This window comes from Deinococcus aquaedulcis, assembly GCF_019693445.1.
GTDB lineage: Bacteria > Deinococcota > Deinococci > Deinococcales > Deinococcaceae > Deinococcus > Deinococcus aquaedulcis.
The window spans coordinates 340,432-359,715 of record NZ_JAHRBL010000002.1 but is presented as its reverse complement, the minus strand read 5'-3'; the positions used below and the strand labels follow the sequence as shown (position 1 = coordinate 359,715).

The 19,284-nt window shown below is 68.2% G+C and carries 15 protein-coding genes; 10 read left to right on the top strand and 5 right to left on the bottom strand.

Annotated elements, in window-relative coordinates; all coding sequences use genetic code 11:
- Window positions 1-25 precede the first annotated feature (25 nt).
- On the top strand, window positions 26-1,036 hold the full coding sequence (pfkA, locus tag KMW22_RS04660) for a 6-phosphofructokinase (protein WP_221088857.1): 1,011 nt from the start codon (window positions 26-28) through the stop codon (window positions 1,034-1,036).
- Between the two features lie 424 nt (window positions 1,037-1,460).
- On the opposite strand, the gene KMW22_RS04655 is transcribed toward pfkA, so the two are convergent.
- Complete coding sequence (locus KMW22_RS04655; RefSeq protein WP_221088856.1) at window positions 1,461-1,868, bottom strand: Hsp20/alpha crystallin family protein; 408 nt, start codon at window positions 1,866-1,868, stop codon at window positions 1,461-1,463.
- Between the two features lie 59 nt (window positions 1,869-1,927).
- Here KMW22_RS04655 and miaA point away from each other — a divergent pair, with 59 nt between their 5' ends.
- The 3 genes from miaA to KMW22_RS04640 all read left to right on the top strand — a co-directional run bounded on the left by miaA (window position 1,928) and on the right by KMW22_RS04640 (window position 6,070).
- The gene (gene miaA / locus KMW22_RS04650) at window positions 1,928-2,827 is read left to right on the top strand and encodes a tRNA (adenosine(37)-N6)-dimethylallyltransferase MiaA (protein WP_328774598.1); all 900 of its coding nucleotides are present in this window, start codon (window positions 1,928-1,930) and stop codon (window positions 2,825-2,827) included.
- A 130-nt stretch (window positions 2,828-2,957) separates the two neighbouring features.
- Window positions 2,958-4,199 carry a glucose-1-phosphate adenylyltransferase gene (glgC, locus tag KMW22_RS04645; RefSeq protein WP_221088854.1) on the top strand — a complete coding sequence of 414 codons (1,242 nt, stop codon included), beginning with the start codon at window positions 2,958-2,960 and terminating at the stop codon, window positions 4,197-4,199.
- A gap of 119 nt (window positions 4,200-4,318) precedes the next feature.
- Window positions 4,319-6,070, top strand: coding sequence for a YncE family protein (locus tag KMW22_RS04640; RefSeq protein ID WP_221088853.1), 1,752 nt, complete (start codon window positions 4,319-4,321; stop codon window positions 6,068-6,070).
- 160 nt (window positions 6,071-6,230) lie between these two features.
- Here the strand turns inward: KMW22_RS04640 and KMW22_RS04635 are convergent, their stop codons facing one another.
- Entirely contained in the window at window positions 6,231-7,877 is a 1,647-nt protein-coding gene (locus tag KMW22_RS04635) for a methylmalonyl-CoA mutase family protein (protein WP_221088852.1), read from the bottom strand.
- A 455-nt stretch (window positions 7,878-8,332) separates the two neighbouring features.
- On the opposite strand from KMW22_RS04635, the gene KMW22_RS04630 reads away from it, so the two are divergent.
- The 5 genes from KMW22_RS04630 (at window position 8,333) to recQ (ending at window position 15,846) form a co-directional block, all read left to right on the top strand.
- Window positions 8,333-9,631, top strand: coding sequence for an AI-2E family transporter (locus tag KMW22_RS04630; RefSeq protein WP_221088851.1), 1,299 nt, complete (start codon window positions 8,333-8,335; stop codon window positions 9,629-9,631).
- 142 nt (window positions 9,632-9,773) lie between these two features.
- Window positions 9,774-11,555, top strand: a complete 1,782-nt coding sequence (typA, locus tag KMW22_RS04625; RefSeq protein ID WP_221088850.1) for a translational GTPase TypA — start codon at window positions 9,774-9,776, stop codon at window positions 11,553-11,555.
- 101 nt (window positions 11,556-11,656) lie between these two features.
- Window positions 11,657-12,169, top strand: coding sequence for a GNAT family N-acetyltransferase (locus tag KMW22_RS04620; RefSeq protein WP_221088849.1), 513 nt, complete (start codon window positions 11,657-11,659; stop codon window positions 12,167-12,169).
- A gap of 372 nt (window positions 12,170-12,541) precedes the next feature.
- A complete protein-coding gene (locus KMW22_RS04615) occupies window positions 12,542-13,513 on the top strand; it encodes a hypothetical protein (protein WP_328774597.1) in 972 nt (323 codons plus the stop codon).
- 149 nt (window positions 13,514-13,662) lie between these two features.
- A complete protein-coding gene (gene recQ, locus KMW22_RS04610) occupies window positions 13,663-15,846 on the top strand; it encodes a DNA helicase RecQ (RefSeq protein WP_221088848.1) in 2,184 nt (727 codons plus the stop codon).
- Between the two features lie 229 nt (window positions 15,847-16,075).
- Here the strand turns inward: recQ and KMW22_RS04605 are convergent, their stop codons facing one another.
- The 3 genes from KMW22_RS04605 to KMW22_RS04595 are packed head-to-tail and all read right to left on the bottom strand — an operon-like array spanning window position 16,076 to window position 18,153.
- Window positions 16,076-16,429, bottom strand: coding sequence for a DUF1622 domain-containing protein (locus KMW22_RS04605; protein WP_328774596.1), 354 nt, complete (start codon window positions 16,427-16,429; stop codon window positions 16,076-16,078).
- Window positions 16,426-17,220 (bottom strand): Cof-type HAD-IIB family hydrolase, encoded by a 795-nt coding sequence (locus KMW22_RS04600; protein WP_221088847.1) that lies wholly within the window; start codon window positions 17,218-17,220, stop codon window positions 16,426-16,428. The genes KMW22_RS04605 and KMW22_RS04600 overlap by 4 nt, the downstream gene beginning before the upstream one ends.
- A 24-nt stretch (window positions 17,221-17,244) precedes the next feature.
- Window positions 17,245-18,153 carry a PhzF family phenazine biosynthesis isomerase gene (locus KMW22_RS04595; protein WP_221088846.1) on the bottom strand — a complete coding sequence of 303 codons (909 nt, stop codon included), beginning with the start codon at window positions 18,151-18,153 and terminating at the stop codon, window positions 17,245-17,247.
- A 204-nt stretch (window positions 18,154-18,357) separates the two neighbouring features.
- Between KMW22_RS04595 and KMW22_RS04590 the strand changes: the two genes are divergently transcribed.
- Entirely contained in the window at window positions 18,358-19,260 is a 903-nt protein-coding gene (locus KMW22_RS04590) for a PRC and DUF2382 domain-containing protein (RefSeq protein ID WP_221088845.1), read from the top strand.
- Window positions 19,261-19,284 lie beyond the last annotated feature (24 nt).

The window sequence follows — 19,284 nt, the reverse complement described above, 5'->3', positions numbered from 1 at the left end:
CGCCGACCGAAACGAGGCCCCCTCCATGACCGATGTTCCGCACTGCCCGCCCCAGCCCAATCCCGCCGGGATTCGCCGCGTTGCCGTTCTGACCAGCGGCGGCGACGCCCCCGGCATGAACGCCGCCATCCGCGCCGTGGTGCGCACCGCCACCTCGCAGGGCATAGAGGTGATTGGGGTGCGCCGGGGCTTTTCTGGCCTGCACCGGGGCGACTTCGTGACCCTGGGGCCCCGGGACGTGGCCAACACGATTCAGCGCGGCGGCACCATCCTGCTCTCCGCCCGCAGCGCCACTTGGCGCACCCCCGAAGGCCGCGCCCGGGGTGCCCGCCACCTGCGCGCCCACGACGTGGACGCCCTGATTGTCATTGGTGGGGACGGCTCGTTCCACGGCGCCCACTTCCTGCAAGAGGAACATGACATTCCGGTGGTGGGCCTGCCGGGCACCATTGACAACGACCTGTACGGCACCGACCACACCATTGGCTACTTCACGGCCGTGGAAACTGCCCTGGACGCCGTGGACAAGCTGCGCGACACCGGCGCCAGCCACGAGCGTATTTTCGTGATTGAGGTGATGGGCCGCCACGCCGGCCACATTGCCCTGGACGTGGCGGTGGCCGGCGGCGCCGAGGAGGTCTTTATCCCCGAGGACGCCAAGGACATGGCCAGTGTGCTGGACACCGTGCGCAGCAGCGTCAAGCGCGGCAAGCTGGGCAGCATCATCATCGTGGCCGAGGGCTATCCAGGCGGCGCCACCGGGGTCGCCGCTGCCATTCAGGAAGGCACCGGCATGGAAACCCGCGTGAGCATCCTGGGCCATATCCAGCGCGGGGGCAGCCCGGTGTCCTCGGACCGGATTCTGGCCAGCCGTCTGGGCGAAGCCGCCGTGTACGCCCTGATGGAAGGCCGCAAGGGCGTGATGATCGGCCGCCAGAACCATGAGGTGAGCTACACCCCCTTGAACGAGACCTGGGAGCAGCGCAAGGACGTGAGCCGCGACCTGTACCGCTGCGCCCGCACCCTGAGTATTTGAGGTCAGGTCGAGTGGGGGGGTGTGCCCGAGGGTGAACCTCAACAACCAAGCGGGCGGGCGGGCCGGGAAAGAACACCGAACCCGCCCGCTTTCGTTGTTTGCCATCAGGGTGAGGACGGGTAGGGAGGGGGGCGGCGGAGCAGGACAAACACCTCGACCGGGCAAGACTGCGGGCCGTTCTCACGCGAGGCGCGGAGGCTGTGAATTGTCGTCAGGGACGCTGAGCCCGCTTGCCGGCCCTTGGTGCGCCGCTGTCCAGATCCCAACCTCTTCGAGTTCCGGCAAGGGTGGCGAAACAGCGAGGTCATTGAGTGGCTCTCTGCGGAATGCTGAGCCTGTCCACCCTCTTCCTCTGAGCCGCTGAACCCGCCACCCAGCCCCTGAGCGCGAAGCATTGAATCTGTTCTACAGCCGCCCTTCGCGCCTACTCCCCCTGCTCTTCCCGCCCCAGATCACTGGAAGGCACGCTGATGGTGGGGTGGCGCTTTTCAAAGCGGATCGTCAGCACGCCGTGGACCAGCGAGGCTTGCCCCGACTGGGGCCGCACGGGTTCAGGGAAGGTCAGGGTGCGCCGGAAAATGCCGCTGGGGCGCTCGCCGCGCAGCAGCCGTTCAGGGGCCGGGCGATGGCCGGCCACCGTGACCGTTTCGCCGTCTTCCTGCACTTCCAGGGACTCGGCGTCCACGCCGGGCACGTCCAGCTGCAGGCACAGGTGGGCGTCGTCGTCGGTCCAGTCGGCGGCCGGGGTCCAGGGCACGGGGCTGGCCAGGGTTTCCACCTCTTCCCGCAGCGTCATCAGGTGGTGCAGTCGCGCCAGTACGGGCTCGTTCATGCCCCCTACGGTAGCACCCGCCCCCTGGGGCCGCGTCCGCATCCTCTATGATCCTCGCCGTGCGCGCGCTGCCCATCCTGACTGCCCCCACCGCCGCTGGCAAAAGCGCCCTGGCCCTGGACTGGGCCCTGCACGCGGGCGGCGAACTGGTCTGCGCCGACGCCTTTACCGTGTACCGGGGCCTGGACATCGGTACCGCCAAGCCGGGGCCCGCCGAACGCGCGCAGGTGCCCCATCACCTGCTGGACGTGGCCGAGGTCCACGAGCCCTTTGACGTGGCCCGCTTTGTCGCCCTGGCCGAGGCCGCCCTGGCCGACGTGCTCTCACGGGGCCGCATACCGCTGATCGTGGGCGGCAGCGGCTTTTACCTCTCGGCCCTGGTGCGCGGCCTGCCGCTGACCCCGCCCAGCGACCCCAGTGCGCGCACCGAGGTGGAGGCCGAGCTGGCCGAGCGGGGCCTGGACGCCCTGCTGGCCGATATTGAGCGCCGCCACCCCGCCGAGGCCGCGCGCCTGGAGCGCAACCCCCGCCGCGTGGTGCGCGCCGAGGAGATCTACCGCCGCACCGGCCGTTACCCTGGCGACTTTGGGCACCGCCCGCCCGCCTTTCCCTACGAGGTGCTGGCCTTTACGCGCCCCCCGGAAGAACTTGAAGCCCGCATGCATGCCCGGGTGCTGACCATGTTTGACGCGGGTTGGGCCAGTGAAGCCGCGTGGCTGGCCGCGCAGGTGCCCCCAGACACCCAGCCGCGCCCCACCGTCTGGCAGGCCCTGGGCTACCGCGAGGCCCTGGCGGTGGCGGGCGGAACTCTGGCGGTGCCGGAGGCCGCCGCGCAGATTGCCCTGGCCACCCGCCAGTACGCCAAACGCCAGCAGACCTTCATCCGCACGCAACTGGGCGCGCCCCTGTTAAGTGAGGGTGAAGCGCGCCGGCATCTCTTCACCGGGTGGCCTCGTTAGCGTGGGGCACCATGTGCCTTTCTTCTCTTTTTGCGCGTTGTCCTTCTGCCTGCCCAGCCGGGCCCTCGCCCGCCGCCGCGCGCCTGGGTAGAGTGAACCCGGGGCGCCCGGCGCTCCCTGGGGGGAAGGCATGAAACCAAGGGTTCTCGGCATGATTCTGGCAGGGGGGCAGGGGTCCAGGCTGGCCCCGCTGACCCAGAAGCGCAGCAAACCGGCCGTGCCATTCGGCAGCAAGTACCGGATCATCGACTTCGCCATCAACAACTTCATCAACTCGGGCGTGTTCTCGATCTACGTGCTCACCCAATACAAGGCCCAGAGCCTGACCGAGCACATCCAGCGCGGCTGGCGCTTCGGCACCTTCCTCAGCGACTACTTCATCACGCTGGTGCCCGCGCAGATGTACCGCATTGAGGAACTGGGGCCGGTGTGGTACCGGGGCACCGCCGACGCCGTGTACCAGAACATGCACCTCATCGACAACTACGAGGCCGATTACGTGGCCATTTTCAGCGGCGACCACATCTACAAGATGAACGTGGAGCACATGCTGCAAAAGCACATGGAGACGCGTGCAGACGTCACCATCGCCGCCTACCCCATGCCGCAGGCGCAGGCGCACCAGTTCGGCGTGATGCATGTGGACAGCAACTGGCGCGTGACCCAGTTTCTGGAAAAGCCCAAAGACCCCCCCAGCATCCCGGGCCAGGAGGGCACCAGCCTGACCAGCATGGGCAACTACATCTTCTCGCGCCGCGCTTTGGACGAGCTGCTGGAAACGAACATGGGCGAGGGCGAGTCCGGTTTCGACTTCGGCGGCGACGTGATTCCCCGCGCGCTGTCCGACGGCTACACCGTCATGGCCTACGACTTTCACCGCAACCCCATTCCCGGCCAGGGCGGACCTAACACCTACTGGCGCGACGTGGGAACGCTGGACGCCTACTACGAGGCCAACATGGACCTCGTGAGCGTGAACCCGGAATTCGACTTCTACAACCCGCAGTGGCCCCTGCGCACCAGCAGCGAATTCTCGCCGCCCGCCAAGTTCGTACACGAATCGGACGGCCGCAAGGGACAGGCATTCAACACCATCATGGCCGGCGGCGTGATCATCAGCGGCGGCACCGTGCGCGACAGCGTGCTGGGCCGCAACGTGCGCACCCACTCGTACTCGCTGGTGGAAAGCTGCGTGCTGTTCGACGAGGTGGAGGTGGGCCGCCACGCCCACCTGCGCCGCGTGATCGTGGACAAGAACGTGGTGGTGCCCCCGGGCGCCAAAATTGGCCTGAACCCCGAAGAAGACCGCGCGCGCGGCTTTACCGTGACTGACAGCGGCGTGACCGTGGTGCCCAAGAGCTACAGCTTCTAGCGCAGCGGGCAGCCGGTTCAGTCCACCCATCACCACCCCCAGGGCGCCGTTCTCCTCCGAGCGGCGCCCTGCGGCCGTGCCTACCGCTCCACTCATGCCCATGCTCTATCCTGCCGCGCGTGATCCGGCGTTTCTGGACTGTCCTGGCCTTCTCGGCGGCCACCTTGCCCCTGGCCGCTGCGGTTTCGCTCTCGCCCCGGAGTCTGCTGACGGTCCCCGGCGCCGCGCCGCTGGCCCTGGCCCCGGTGCCCGGCGGTGTGGTGGCCTGCCTCGGTGAGCGCCTGCTGCTGCTGGGCCCTGGTGGCGAGGTGCGCCGCAGCCTGCCTGTGGGCACCCCCTGCGCCGGCCTGAGTGTGAGCCCTGGCGGCGCCTACGCCCTCACGCGCACGAGTACACAGGTCAGTGTGTGGCGCCTGGGCGACGGCGTGCGCCTGGCCCGGCTGGACACGCCCGGCGTGACCGGCGCCGGCTTCAGCGGGCCCCAGGACCTCCTGATTGGCGGCGCCCAGGGCATTGAACGTGTCTCGCTGGCCAGCCTGGCCCGCTCGGTGCCCGCTGGTGAAGCGGTGGGCGCCTTGGTCACGGCCCCCGACGGCCTACGCGCCGTGGTGACCCGCGCCGGGCGCGTGCAACTGCTGGACACCGCCACACTGGGCGTGCAGAGCGCCATGACCTGTGCCGCCCCCTGCACCCTGGGCCCCGTGACCTTCAGCGCCGATGGCCGCTCAGTGGCTGTGCAGGCTGGCGGCGAGCTGTATGCCCTGCGGGCCGGCTACCCGGCCTCGGTGGTGGTGCGCCGCGCTGAAGCCGGGGGCGCAGCCCTCTCCGGCCTGCCCCGCCGCGACGGCAGCGTGCTGGTGCTGCGCGCCGGGCAGCTGGAGGTGCGCGACCTGCAGACCGGCCACCGCGAACAGGTGCGCCCGCTGCCGGGCCTGCAGCCAGCCCCCGCTGCCCTCACGCCCGGCGAACGGGTGCTGAGCGTGCAGGGCGGCGTGCTGCAGGACAGTGCCGCTGACCTCAGTGGCCCCCGTGCTCTCCTGACCCTGCCCGCCGCCCTCACCGGCGGCGGCCTGGACCCCGCCACCGGCGAGCCCCTGACCCTGCTGCCCGGCGGGGCCCTGACAGGCGGCCCCCGCGCCCTGGCCCAGAACGTGTTCGCCGTGCAGACCATGAACCGCTTCACGTGGCTGCTGACCGCCGACGGCAGCGGCGGCCTGGCCCTCAGGACCCTGAGCGGCGGGCGCCAGGGGACCACTGCTGGCCTGCGCACCGCCACGCGCCTGAGCGTGAACCACTGGGGCAACCACGCCGCCGTGTGGGACGACACGCGGCTGGTGGTCGTGGCGCAGAAGACCGGCAAGGCGGTGGCCTCGCTGGCCGTCTCGGGCGCCGCCCGCGTGACGGTGTCGCCGGACGCCACCCGCGCCTATGTGTTTCCACGCAGCGGCGACCCGGCCGTGGTCCTGACCGCCAACGCCAAACGCTTTGCCCTGCCCGTGCTGGCTGGCGCGCGCTACACGGACGTGCAGATCAGCGGCCAGGGCCAGTTTGCCTACGTGAAGGCGGGCGGCGGCCTGGACCTGTACCGCCCCGGACAGCGTTCGCCTTTCGCCGCCTTGCCCACCGCCAGCGACCGCGAAGGCGCCGTGCGCTACAGCCCCGACAGCCGCCTGCTGGCCGCCGTCACCCGCGCCGACGACGGCTGGCACCTGAGCCTGCTGGACACCGACACCGGCCGCGTGACCGCTGCAGGGCCCGTCCTGGCCGACCACCCCGCCTTCCTGGCCTGGAGCCCGGACAGCCGCCGCCTGACAGTGGGGGCGGGGCTGGGGACAGCGGTGAACAACGTGACGGTGTTTGACATGCAATAGGGGGGCGGGAGGCAGGCAGCGGTGCGCGGGACAAGCTAAGGCCCGCCGCGCTGCTGGAGCGAGCCCTTCTTCTTGCCCTCCGTTGCCCATTTCAACCACCCCAAACAAACGCGGTGCGCCCTGGGTTTCCCCGCGCACCGCGTCCTGCTCCCCGCTTCCCTTACACCACCGCCGGCTCCACGTACTCCCCATACACCGTCTTCAGCACGTCCATCTGCTCGCCCAGCGTGCAGTAGGCGTGGGCGCACTCCAGGAAGGCGGGCATGGAGTTTGCGCCCGTCACAGCGGTGTCGCGCAGGGCAGCCAGGGCGGTTTCGACCCGCACGGGGTCACGCTCGCGCCGCACCTGGGCCAGGCGGGCCTCCTGCACGCGCTCCACTTCCGGATCAATGAGCTGGATGGGCACTTCCACCGCGTCCTGCACGAAGTCGTTCACGCCCACGATGACGCGCTCTCCGCGCTCCACTTCCAGCTGGTAGCGGTAGGCGGCCTCGGCCATTTCCATCTGGAAAAAGCCGCTCTCAATGCCCGCTTCCACGCCGCCCATCATGCGAATCTGCTCGATGTAGCCCATGGCGGCGGCCTCAATGTCGTTCGTCAGCTTTTCCACGTAGTAGCTGCCCGCCAGCGGGTCCACCACGCCGGCCACGCCGGTTTCATAGGCGATGATCTGCTGCGTGCGCAGGGCAATGGTGGCTGCCTCTTCCGTGGGCAGGGCCAGCGCCTCGTCAAAGGAATCGGTGTGCAGGCTCTGGGTGCCGCCCAGCACGGCGGCCAGCGCCTGAATCGCCACACGCGCAATGTTGTTCAGCGGCTGCTGCGCGGGCAGCGAGACGCCTGCCGTTTGCGAGTGCGTGCGCAGCATCCACGACCGGGGGTTTTTCGCGCCGTAACGGTCGCGCATCTGCCGCGCCCAGATGCGCCGGGCCGCGCGCAGCTTGGCAATTTCCTCGAAGAAGTCGTTGTGAATGTCCCAGAAGAAGCTGATACGCGGGGCGAACTCGTCAATGTTCAGGCCGCGTTCCAGCGCCTTTTCCACGTAGTGAAAGCCGTCGGCCAGGGTAAAGGCCAGCTCCTGCACGCCCGTGGCCCCCGCCTCGCGGATGTGGTACCCGCTGACCGAGATGAAGTTCCACTTGGGCACCACCCTGGGACCCCACTCGAAGGTGTCAATGACCAGTTTCACGCTCGGCGCAGGGGGGTAAATGAATTCCTTCTGGGCAATGAACTCTTTCAGGATGTCGTTCTGAATGGTGCCGCCCACCTGCCCCAGATCCTTGCCCTGCTTCTGCGCGTTGGCAATGTACATGGCCCAGATGGCATTGGCCGGGGAGTTGATGGTCATGGAGGTGGTGACGGCCGTGGGATCAATGCCCCGGAACAGAATTTCCATGTCCGCAAGGCTGCTCACCGCCACGCCGCACTTGCCCACCTCGCCCTTGGAGAAGGGGTGGTCGGAGTCGTAGCCCATCAGCGTGGGCAGGTCAAAGGCAGTGCTCAGGCCCGTCTGGCCAGCTTTCAGCAGCGCATGAAAGCGCTCGTTCGTCTGCTCGGCGCTGCCGAAACCCGCGAACATGCGCATGGTCCACAGCTTGCCCCGGTACACGCTGGGCTGCACGCCACGCGTGTACGGAAACTCGCCGGGGTAGCCCAGGTCGCGCGCCGCGTCCCAGTCTTTCAGGTCGTCGGCCGTGTAAATCGGCTCGGGGTCCATGTCGGACAGGTTTTTAAAGTTGTACTTGCGCTCCGGGAATTTCTGGGTGGCCGGGCCGTACACGCTCTGCATCCACTCGTTCTTGCTTTTCATGGGGGCCTCCGGGGTGGGGGAAGAAGGCGAGTCAAACGCTCGTTAGGTACGCACAGGGTAGCAGAGGGGGTCTGGGTGGTGTCCGGACTGAAGAGGCGGAGGAAGAGCATGGTTCCAGGGCAATGGGCAAGGCACATGCGGCTTTTGGCGGGGCAGCTTGCGCAAGAAACGCCCGCTGGCAGCACTGAGCCCTCCAACTTCTGCCTCACTTCATGCAAACAGGGTTTCTGCACCTTGCGCTACCAGAGGAGCCAGAACGCTGCCTGGGTCGCTTTGCCCTTTGGGAGCCTTGCGTTCCTGCTCAGCTGGGCTGGCTCAGAGATGGGCCTTTCCCCTGGCCAGGGCCAATCTCACTGCAGGAACCCAGCCACCTCCCCCTCTCCCCATGAGCTAAAGACTCTGCCAAGCGCGGCGGTAAGGCCGCCCCCTGTGGCCGCGCTTACACTAAAGCTCTCATGAACCCCACACCTTCTCTTCCCCCCGCCCGGCGCTCGCCGCCTGGGCCGGATGACCAGCCGCGCGTGACCGTGCAGGTGGTCAACCTGCTGCCCGTGGCCTTTGCGGTCATTGGAGCGCTGCTGGCGCTGAACTTCTTCGGGCAGGTGGCGCCGTCGCTGCTGGCGGTGACGCTGGCCCTGATCCTGGCCACCGCCCTGAATCCCGTGGCCCGTTTCTTTGAGCGCTGGATGTCCCGGGGGCTGGCCGGCACCTTGACGGTGCTGCTGGTGGTGGCCACCCTGGCAGGTGCGGCATTTGTGGCCCTGCCGCCCGCCATTGCCCAGCTGAGCACCCTGGGCAGCAGCACCGTGGATCTGGGGGCCCTGGAAACGCGCCTGAACAGCTGGTTGCGCAGCCAGCCCGGCGTGGACCGCATGATCCCCGACGACGCCCTGCAGCAGCTGGAAGGGCAATTGCGCCAGGTAGGCGCCCAGGTCATGAAAGCCCTGCCCAGCGTGGTGGCCCTGGTGCTGGGGGGCCTGTTCACCGCCCTGATCACACTGGTGATGCTGGTGTACGCCCTGGGCAATCCAGTGCCGCTGGTCAACGGCGCGCTGGGGGCGGTGCCGCCGCGCTGGCGTACGCCCGCCATGTACGCCCTGGCCCAGATTCTCAAGCACATGGGCGCCTGGGGCCGCGCCACACTGCTGGTCATGCTGGTCACGGGCAGTTGCACGGCGGCGGGCTTCTACCTGCTGGGCGTGGACAACTGGCTGGTGTTCGGCCTGCTGGCGGCGCTGGGCGAACTGGTGCCCACCATCGGGCCCATTGTGGCGACCATTCCGCCCATTCTGTTCACCCTGGCCGACGATCCGCAGCGGGCGCTGTACGTGGCCCTGTTCGTGCTGGTGTTCCAGCAGGTGTCCGGCTTTGTGCTCTCCCCCCTGGTGGTGGGCGGGGCCGGCAACCTGCACCCGCTGTCGGTCATTGTGGGCGTGCTGCTGTTCGGCGGCGTCTTCGGGCTGGTGGGCGCCTTCCTGACCGTGCCATTCCTCATTGTCATCAAGGCGGTGTACCAGCACTTTTACCTGCGCGAAGCCTCAGACATTCCCGACGCCGTGGCCATGGCCCTGATTTCCGGCCGCGTGGAAGAGCAGCTGGAACGGGAAGAAGAAGCCCGTGAGCAGGCCGTGCGCGCCGCCACCCAGGCGCGTGACGCCGACCTGACACAGCAGGTGGAACGTGGCACCGTGAATCTGGATCAGCTGGAAGACGCCCTGGAAGACGCGCCCCCCGCTGGGCGCGAGCGGCCCTGAATGACGGCGGCGCGCGTGATCTGCTAAACTTTATTTTTGGGTGTCCCGCCCACATGACGTGCGGCGGGCTTTTTCATGCCTGTGCGAGCAGTGGTGGCCCCCCGGGCCCCGGCCCCTGCTCCAGACCAAGGGAGCGGTACATATGGAATACAGAAACATTGCAATCATCGCCCACGTTGACCACGGCAAGACCACCCTGGTGGACGGCCTGCTCAAGCAGACCCTGAAACTGGGCCACGGCGAGGAAATCGCCGAGCGCGCCATGGACTCCAACGACCTGGAAAAGGAACGTGGCATCACCATTCTGGCCAAGAACACGGCCGTGGAATACAAGGGCGTCAAGATCAACATCGTGGACACGCCCGGCCACGCCGATTTCGGCGGGGAAGTGGAGCGCGTGCTGGGCATGGTGGACGGCGCCCTGGTGCTGGTGGACGCCGCCGAAGGCCCCATGCCCCAGACCCGCTTCGTGCTGCGCAAGGCCATTGAGCTGGGCCTGAAGCCCATCGTGGTCATCAACAAGATTGACCGCAATGACGCCCGCCCGGAAGAAGTGGTGAACCTCACCTTCGACCTGATGGCCGAACTGGGCGCCAATGACGACCAGCTGGACTTCCCGATCCTGTACGCCATCGCCCGCGAAGGCAAGGCCTACAAGGAACTGGACAAGCCCCAGGACGACATGCACGAGCTGTTCGACATGGTGCTGGAGCACATTCCGGCCCCCAAGGTCGACCTGGACGCCCCCTTCCAGATGCTGGTCACCAACCTCGACTACTCCGAGTACCTGGGCCGTATCGTGCTGGGCCGCGTGCAGCGTGGCACGGTCAAGAAGGGCGAATTTGTGCAGCTGATGCACAAAGACGGCACCATGACCAAGACCCGCGTCGTGCAGCCCTTCACCCACCTGGGCCTGCGCCGCATTGAGGTGGACAGCGTGGGCGCCGGGGATATCGTGGCGCTGGCCGGCATTGAGGACGCGCAGATCGGTGAAACCGTCGCCGACCTCGCCGACCCCGAAGCCCTGCCCATCATCACGGTGGACGAGCCGACCGTGAGCATGGTGTTCCAGCCCAACACCAGCCCCTTTGCTGGCAAGGAAGGCAAGTACGTCACCAGCCGCCACCTGAACGACCGCCTGAAGCGCGAAGTCATGACCAACGTGTCGCTGAAGGTGGAAGAAATTCGCCCCGACGAATTCAAGGTCTCGGGCCGCGGCGAGCTGCACCTGTCGATCCTGCTGGAAACCATGCGCCGCGAGGGCTACGAGGTGCAGGTGGGTGCCCCGCAGGTGATCATCCGCGACATCGACGGCGTGAAGCACGAGCCGGTCGAGCACCTTGTCATCGATGTGCCCGAGCAGCACGCCAGCACCGTGATCGGTGTTCTGGGCGCCCGCAAGGGCCAGATGGTGAACATGGAGCCCCAGGGCACCCGCACCCGCGTGGAATTCAAGATTCCCTCCCGCGCGCTGTTCGGCTTCCGCACCCAGTTCCTGTCTATGACCCAGGGCGAAGGCATCATGAGCCACATCTTCGACGGTTACGCGCCCTGGGCCGGTGAACTCAAGACCCGTCAGAACGGCTCGCTGGTCAGCATGGAAGACGGCGTGGCGTTCGCCTACTCCATCTTCAAGCTGCAGGACCGGGGCTCGTTCTTCATCGACGCGGGCCAGGACGTGTACGTGGGCATGATCGTGGGTGAAAACGCCCGCGAGCAGGACATGAACGTGAACGTGTGCAAGAACAAGAAGCTCACGAACGTGCGCTCGGCCGGCGCCGACGAGGCCCTGACCCTGATTCCCCCCAAGCGCCTGAGCCTGGAAGACGCCCTGGAGTACATCGCCGACGATGAACTCGTCGAGCTGACCCCCCAGAGCATCCGCCTGCGGAAGAAGATCCTGAACCCCAGCTTCCGCAAGTAATCCGATCTGGCCCTGGCCCCCGTCCCCTGTGGCGGGGGCTTTTGCTGGCCCAGCGCCCATTGCCCTTGCGGCCCGGTCGGGGCGCGCCCTACCGTGCGCCCATGCGCCCAGCCCCCGAGATCCGCCCCGCCACCCGAGCCGACCTGCCGGCCATCACCGAGATCTACAACCACGCGGTGCGGCACACCACCGCGTCCTATGACGTGGAGCCAGTCACGCTGACGTCCCGTGAGCGGTGGTTCGACGAGAAGGAGTTGGGCGGCTGGCCCCTCTGGGTGGCCGTGCGCGGAGCAGAGGTCATCGCCTGGGCCACCTACGGTCCCTTTCGCGCCAAGCCTGGGTACCGCTTCACCGCCGAGCATTCGGTCTATGTGGCCCCGCAGGCCCAGGGCAGCGGCGTGGGCCACGCCCTGATGACGACCCTGATGGCCGACGCCCAGCAGCGGGGGCTGCACAGTCTGGTGGGGGCGGTGGACGCCGACAACGCCGGCAGTCTGGCCTTTCACGCGCGCCTGGGCTTTGCCCCGGTGGCCCATTTCCGGCAGGTGGGCCACAAGTTCGGCCGCTGGCTGGACCTGGTGTTTGTGCAGCGGCTACTGGTGGCGGAGGGCTGAAGAGAGGGAACGGGCAGGGTGAGATAGCTTCCGAGACGTGCCAGCATGTGTGCGGGCATACCTTCGAGCGGCAGGCGGCGCAGCGCTGCGCCGGCGGAACAGCGGTGGAGGTCGGGGCAGGGGAGCGGAACGGTGCTGAGGGCGGGGCCCAGCCAGCGCTGCTCTGAACCGGCCTGCCAGGGACGGCAGTGGGTCGAACATGGTCCGCGTCGAAACGCCCCTGCGCCGTGACTTTTCAGATCAGGTGGGGCGAGCGGCGCGAGTGCCTGCGACAGAGGGCGGGTGGCGTGGCGTTCAGGGGGGCTTTCCGCCCCTCAACAGAAGACCACTGTCAGAGGCCCAAGCCCCAGTACAGACATTTCCGGCCCACAGGTGAGGCTGGACCTCCCACTGCGCCGCGCCAACTTCCAGCCGTGCGCTGGGCGCGCGCGGGTGTACGCTGTGCCCATGCAGGCGGCAATAGAAGGCGTGCGCACCCTGGTCGAACCCCTGGGTTGGATGGTCCATGTGGCGGGGGGATTCGCCGTGGCGTTCTTTGCCTCGTCGGTCTTCTCGCCGGCGGGGCGCCACGCCGCCGTGATTGTCCGCGCCGTCGCCGTGGTGGCGCTGCTGACGGTGCTGGGCGCCTCGTGGCTGGTGCACCCGGCTGCCGGCATGTTGCTGGGCTACCTAGGTTCGCACGCCTTTGGCCGCTGGCGCCGGGCAAAGAGTGGCCTGATCGCCGCCCTGGTCTCCGCCGCTGTGTTGATCGCCCTGGGGGCGAGCTGGCTGGTGTATCCCGTGTTCATCATGGCGCTGATCTGGCTGGCCAGCGGCGCCTGGGGCCGCGAGGAGCGCCGGGCACCCAAAGCGCCCGCTGCACCCCAGCCGGCCGCCCTGCCGGCCCAGAACAGCGGCACGCCCCTGGTCACGGCCACCGCCGATGGCCCCCTGGTGGCCCTGATGCGTGACGAGCGTCTGCCCCCCGACGCCCGCGCGCAACTGGCCGCCCTGAACCTGCGCACGCAAGAAGCCCTGTCGCTGCTGAAAAACCAGGGCCTGGAAGGCAGTGAGGCCGGCTACCTCACCCGGGCCATTCGCGAGGAATACGCCCCCGGCGCCGTCAACGCCTACCTGAAACTGCCCCGCTCGTTGGCCGATACCGCGCCCATTCAGGAAGGCAAGACCGGCCGCGCCCTGCTGAACGAGCAACTGGAACTGCTGCTCTCGGGCGTGCAGGACGTGATCAGCGGCACCCTGCAAAGCGGCAGCCAGGAACTGCTGACCCACGGCCGGTTCCTACGCGACCGTTTTGCGAAGGTGGAAGCCGACTTGCGCGTCCCTGTGGAAGTCAAGGCGAAGTAGCCCTGAAGGGCGGTCCGCTGGAGCCTGCGCAGCTTCAGATTGCCCCCTGACGCGTTGGGCGTTCTTGTCCACAGCGACTCTCGGCCTCTATTCCCTCTCCGCTCAAGCTCGCATTACGTCCTGCACAGAACGCGCTATGCTGGGGGGCGATGTCTGCCGCGTCTCCTGCCACCGATCCTGCCCTGAATATTCTCAAGACCGTCTGGGGCTACGACGCCTTTCGCGGCGTGCAGGCCGAGATCGTGCGCACGGTGGCAGAGGGCGGTAACGCCCTGGTCCTGATGCCCACGGGCGGCGGCAAAAGCCTGTGTTATCAGGTGCCCAGCCTGCTGCGCCGTGGGGTGGGCATTATTGTCTCGCCCCTGATTGCCCTGATGAAAGACCAGGTGGACACCCTGCGGGCCCTGGGCGTGCGCGCCGCCTACCTGAATTCCACCCTTTCCCCAGAAGGGGCGCGCGAGGTGGAAGCTGCCCTGCTGGCCGGCGAGCTGGAACTGCTGTACGTGGCCCCCGAACGCCTGCTGCTGCCCCGCACCCTGGACCTGCTAGAGCGCGCCCCCGTGGCCCTGTTTGCCGTGGACGAGGCCCACTGCGTCTCCCAGTGGGGCCACGACTTCCGCCCCGAATACCAGGGCCTGAGCGTGTTGCCCACGCGCTTTGCCCACATTCCGCGCCTCGCCCTGACCGCCACCGCCGACGACCGCACCCGCGCCGACATTCTGCGGGTGCTGGAGTTGCACGGCGCGCCGCAGTTCATCTCGAGCTTTGACCGCCCCAACATCCAGTACCGCGTGGCGGCCAAGGAAGGGCCCAAAACCCAGCTGCTGGACTTTATCCGCACCGAGCACGCCGGGGACGCCGGCATCGTCTACTGCCTCTCGCGCAAGTCGGTGGAGGAAACGGCGCAGTGGCTCCAGGCGCAGGGGGTGGACGCCGTGGCCTACCACGCGGGCCTCTCGCCGCGCGAGCGCAACCACGCCCAGGAACGCTTTCTGAACGAAGAGGGGCTGGTGGTGGTCGCCACCGTGGCCTTTGGCATGGGCATTGACAAGCCCAACGTGCGTTTCGTGGCCCACCTGGACCTGCCCAAGAGCATGGAAGGCTACTACCAGGAAACCGGCCGCGCCGGGCGCGACGGCCTGCCGGGCACCGCCTGGATGGTCTATGGGCTGGCGGACGTGGTGAACGTGCGGCGCATGCTGGCCAGCAGCGACGCCCCCGAAGAGGTCAAGCGGGTGGAGGCCGGCAAGCTGGACGCCCTGCTGACCTTCTGCGAAACGGCCTCCTGCCGCCGCGAGGTGCTGCTGGCCTACTTTGGCGAGACCTTTCACGGTCCCTGCGGCAACTGCGACACCTGCCTGAACCCGCCGCAGGTGCGCGACATGACGCGCGAGGCCCAGATGGCCCTGTCGGCGGCCATCCGCACCGGCAACCGCTTTGGCGCTGCCCACCTGACCGATGTGCTGCTGGGCCGCGCCACCGAAAAGGTGGTGGGCATGGGCCACCACACCCTGCCCACCTTTGGGGTGGGCACCGCCCACGATGAAAAGACGTGGCGCGGCGTGCTGCGTCAGCTGGTCAGCCTGGGGTATCTGGCGGCCGGGGAATACCACGGCCTCTCGGCCACCGGCAAGGCCCGCGCATTGCTGAAAGGGGAGACCCGCCTGACCCTGCGCGAGGACACCCTGCAGCCCCGGACCACCAAACGCGAGCGCCAGCGTGACCGGGGTGGTAGCCGCGCCCCTGTGGCCGCCGCCGACCAGCCCCTCTTTGAGGCCCTGCGCGCGTGGCGCCTGTCGCGCGCCCGCAGCCTGGGCGTGCCCCCCTACGTGATCTTTACCGACGCCACCCTCAAGGCCATTGCCGAATTCAAGCCCACCAGCCACGCCCTGCTGGGCACCGTGAGCGGCGTGGGGCAGCGCAAACTCGCCGACTACGGCGACGAGGTGGTGCAACTCGTGCGCGATTCACTGGACGGCGTCAGCCCCGCCCCCGTCAGCGCCCCCGAGCGCGGCGCCCGCGAAAACAGTGCCGTGCTGGGCATCCTGAAGGGTCGCCCAGTGGCCGATCCGCCCCTGCCCAGCCTGCCCGCCGACCCCGCCAGGACCGAGCCGGTGGCCGAAGCCCTGCGCGAGTTACGCAAGACCCTCAGCCGCGAAACGGGCCACAGCGCATTCGTGGTGTTCCCGAACGCCACCCTGCAGGCCCTGGCCGAGCGCCAGCCGCGCACCCTGGCCGATTTGCAGGACATCCCCGGCTTTGGCCCCAAGCGCGTGGACGCCTACGGCGAGCAGGTGGTGGCTGCGGTCAAGGAGGCTCTGGAGAACGGGTAAGGCTTAAGGCCACTCCGAAGAGAGTGGAGATACGCAGCGGCTGTGGTGGCCAGACGCGGCAGTGAAAGCCCGCCTCTCAGGTCCAGAGTGGAACGGGCCGAGGCACTCAGCCGGGCTCGCAACCCATCCGTGTCGTTGTCGGCAGTCCCAGGCGCTTGAGGCGCCCCAATCTTTGCAGGCCAGTGTGAGACCCCGCTCAGCCCACAGCCACTTCCGGGCGCTTTCCCTCTTACCCCTCCTGCCGCGCCTTATGCCCGTCCATCTCGCGCTGCAGGAAGAAGTTCAGCAGCGTGCGCAGCGCCGCGATGGCCGCCAGCTTGCCAATATCGTCCCACGAGGGCGCAATCGCCGTGCGCAGAATGTCGGCCGCCAGCGTAAATTCCAGGCCTACCGCCAGCCAGCGCCCCAGTTCCAGGCGCAGGCTTTCTTTCTGCACGTCCGGCTGGGCCGCTGGCCGGAACAGGGCCACAGCGGCGCGCCCCAGCGCCAGCACCACAGCGGCGACAATCACCAGCGCCGCCGCCACCTCCACACCAGTGGCGGCCCACTCGGTCCAGACCTTGACCTGCGCCAGCAGGCTCACAGCTGCAGCGCCAGCTCCACGGCTTCGCGCAGGCCGCCGTCGTCCACATGCCCCACGAAGTGCCGCGCCGCCCGCCGCGCCGGTTCGTCGGCGTTGGCCATCGCCACGGGGTGCCCCACCACCTGCAGGGCCGCCACATCGTTTTCGCCGTCGCCCACCATCATCACCCGGTCCAGCGGCACGCCATACGCCTGCGCCACCCGCGTCACCGCGCTGCCCTTGCTGACCCCCTCCCGCGTGACCGAGATGAAAATGGCGTCGGGCATCACTGGGCTGCCGGCCGGGTGCAGGCTCAGGCCCTCGTGGGGTGCGCTCACCACGGCCTGTTCCTCGGCGCGGGCCACCACCCACTGCGTGCGCACCACCTCGCCCTGCAGGTCTTCCGGTGCCTGGGGCTGGTAAGGCAGGCCCAGCAGCCGGGCGTGGCGCTCGGCATAGTCGCCGGGCTTGGTCACGGCGTACGCCAGATCGGTGTAGATCTCCAGCAGCCGGTCTTCGCGCCGCGCCCGGTCCAGCAACCCCGGCAGGCTGGCCTGCGGAAACGGCTCAGAGAGGCTCTGGCCGCTGCCCACATTCACCACGCTGGCCCCGTTCTGAAACACGTGCCAGCCGTCCGGGTCCAGCCGCTCGGCGTAGGCGCGGGCGTTGCCGAAGGCGGGGCGCCCACTGCACAGAGCCAGACGAACCCCCTTACGCCGCGCGTCTTCCAGCGCCGCCCACACGTCGTCCCGAATCACGTTCCCGGTGCCCACCAAGGTGCCGTCCACATCCACACAGATCAAACCCAGCATGGGCGCCAGTCTAGGCGCAGACGGTCAGCGGCGCGGCGCGGCGCCCTGGACCGGAGACCAGACCCCCTCGCGTTCCACGGTGGCGCAGCCGCCCACATGCACCGCCACGATCTGCTCGCCCTGCAGTTCCAGTTCTACTTCCACCTCGCCGGGTGTGCCCAGCGCATGCCCCTGGTACACCACGCCGCAGGCCCGCTCGCCGCGCACCGGCAGCCGCCCCTGCCGCGCCAGCAGCGCCATCAGGGCGCCCGCCGCGCTGCCGGTCACCGGGTCTTCGGGAATCCCTACCGCCGGGGCAAAATCGCGCGCCGCAAACCGGTTGACCCCCATGGGCGCGTAGGCGTACAGGCTGGCCACTTCCAGCGCTTCGGTCAGCGCCTGAATACGCGGCAGGTCCGGTTCCAGGCCGTCCAGAATCACGCTGTCCAGCAGCGGCAAAAACACGCTCCACAGACCTGTGCTGGCCGCCGCCAGCGGCAGGCCACGGTGCACCATGCGCGCGTCAATGCCCAGGGCCTCGGCCAGTTCCGTGCGGATGCTGCGCGGCAGCTCGCGGTAGGCGGGCGAAGGCTGCTGCATCCACACCCGCTGCGGCACGCCCGCCGCCGTGTCCAGGCGCAGCGGCACGCGCCCGGCGAGCGTGTCCAGATACAGCGGCGAGCGGCCGTCCCACTCGCCCGCCTGCGCCAGTGTCAGGCCCAGGGCCACGGTGGCGTGCCCGCAGAAGTCCACCTCCTGCGTGGGGGTGAAGTAGCGCACCCGCGCAATCGGGCCCTCGCGCCGCGTGATGAACACCGTTTCCGGCGCCCCAATCAGGGCGGCAAGAGCCTGCATGTCCTGGCGGCTCAGGGTCTGGCCCTCCAGCACCACGCCGGCCCGGTTGCCGTGTCCCGGCGTGTCGGTAAAGGCGCTGACCTCGCTGTAGGCGATCATGCCTGTACTGTACCAAGCCGGCCGGGGACGGCCCCGGGCAGAGCGGCACCTTTAACAGAGCTTGACCTGCCCTGAAGGCGGTCTCCATGCAAAGGTGATCTTGTGCAGGGCTTTAGGTCTTTCGTAAAAAGTCTCGCACTTGGCCTGACAAACTCCGGCCAGTTCACCGCAACAAACACAGGTGATCCAACCAAGGAGGGTGTTATGGCGAGACTGATCCCGATTTCTGAACTGGTGCGCGACCGCAACTACGACCTGGGCAGCACGTACAACGTGGTGGGTCAGACGGCCTACGGCTACGGCGGCGAAAAAGTCGGCACCGTCCGCGAAGCCCTGACCGACGACGGCGGCCAGATCCGCTACCTCATCGTCGACGTCGGCGGCTGGTTCTCGGCCAAGGAAGTCATGGTCCCCGTGGGCATGGCCCGCATCGAGGACGACGGCGTGTACTTTGACAACCTCAGCAAGGACCAAGTCAAAGGCATGTCGGGCTACGTCGCTGGCCAGGACTACGAGTACGAAGCTCAGGTGGCCGACGAGCGCATCCTGCGCGGTGTGGACACCTCCACCCACCACGCGGCGGGCACGTTCAACTACACCCAGCGTGACGACACGCTGTTCCAGACCCCGCAGCGACTGCAGCTGCTCGAAGAGCGGCTGCAGGTGAACAAGGACCGCTTTGTGGCGGGCCAGGTGCAGATCGGCAAGCACGTCGAAACCCGTACCGAGAATGTCACTGTGCCCCTGGAGCGCGAAGAGATCGTCATCGAGCGCCATGTGGTCAGTGATGCCCGTCCGGTGTCCGGCAACGTGACGCTGGGCGCAGCCACCGAGACGGTGGAAGTGACGCTGGAAGCCGAGCGCGCCAATGTGAGCAAGCAGGCGTATGTCACCGAAGAGGTGGAAATCGGTAAGCGGACGGTGACCGAACAGCAGACCGTGACCGAGACCATCGGGCGTGAAGTGCTGGACGTGAACCAGACCGGGCAGGTGGCGGTGCAGGGCACGGAGGCGCACCTGCGGGATGGGCGGAATGTGGCCGAGCGGGCGGTGGACGCGGTCAAGGACGCCGTGGACCCCCTCGACGGCAAGATCGACCGCCGCTAAGCACATCGGGGAGGGCTGACATTG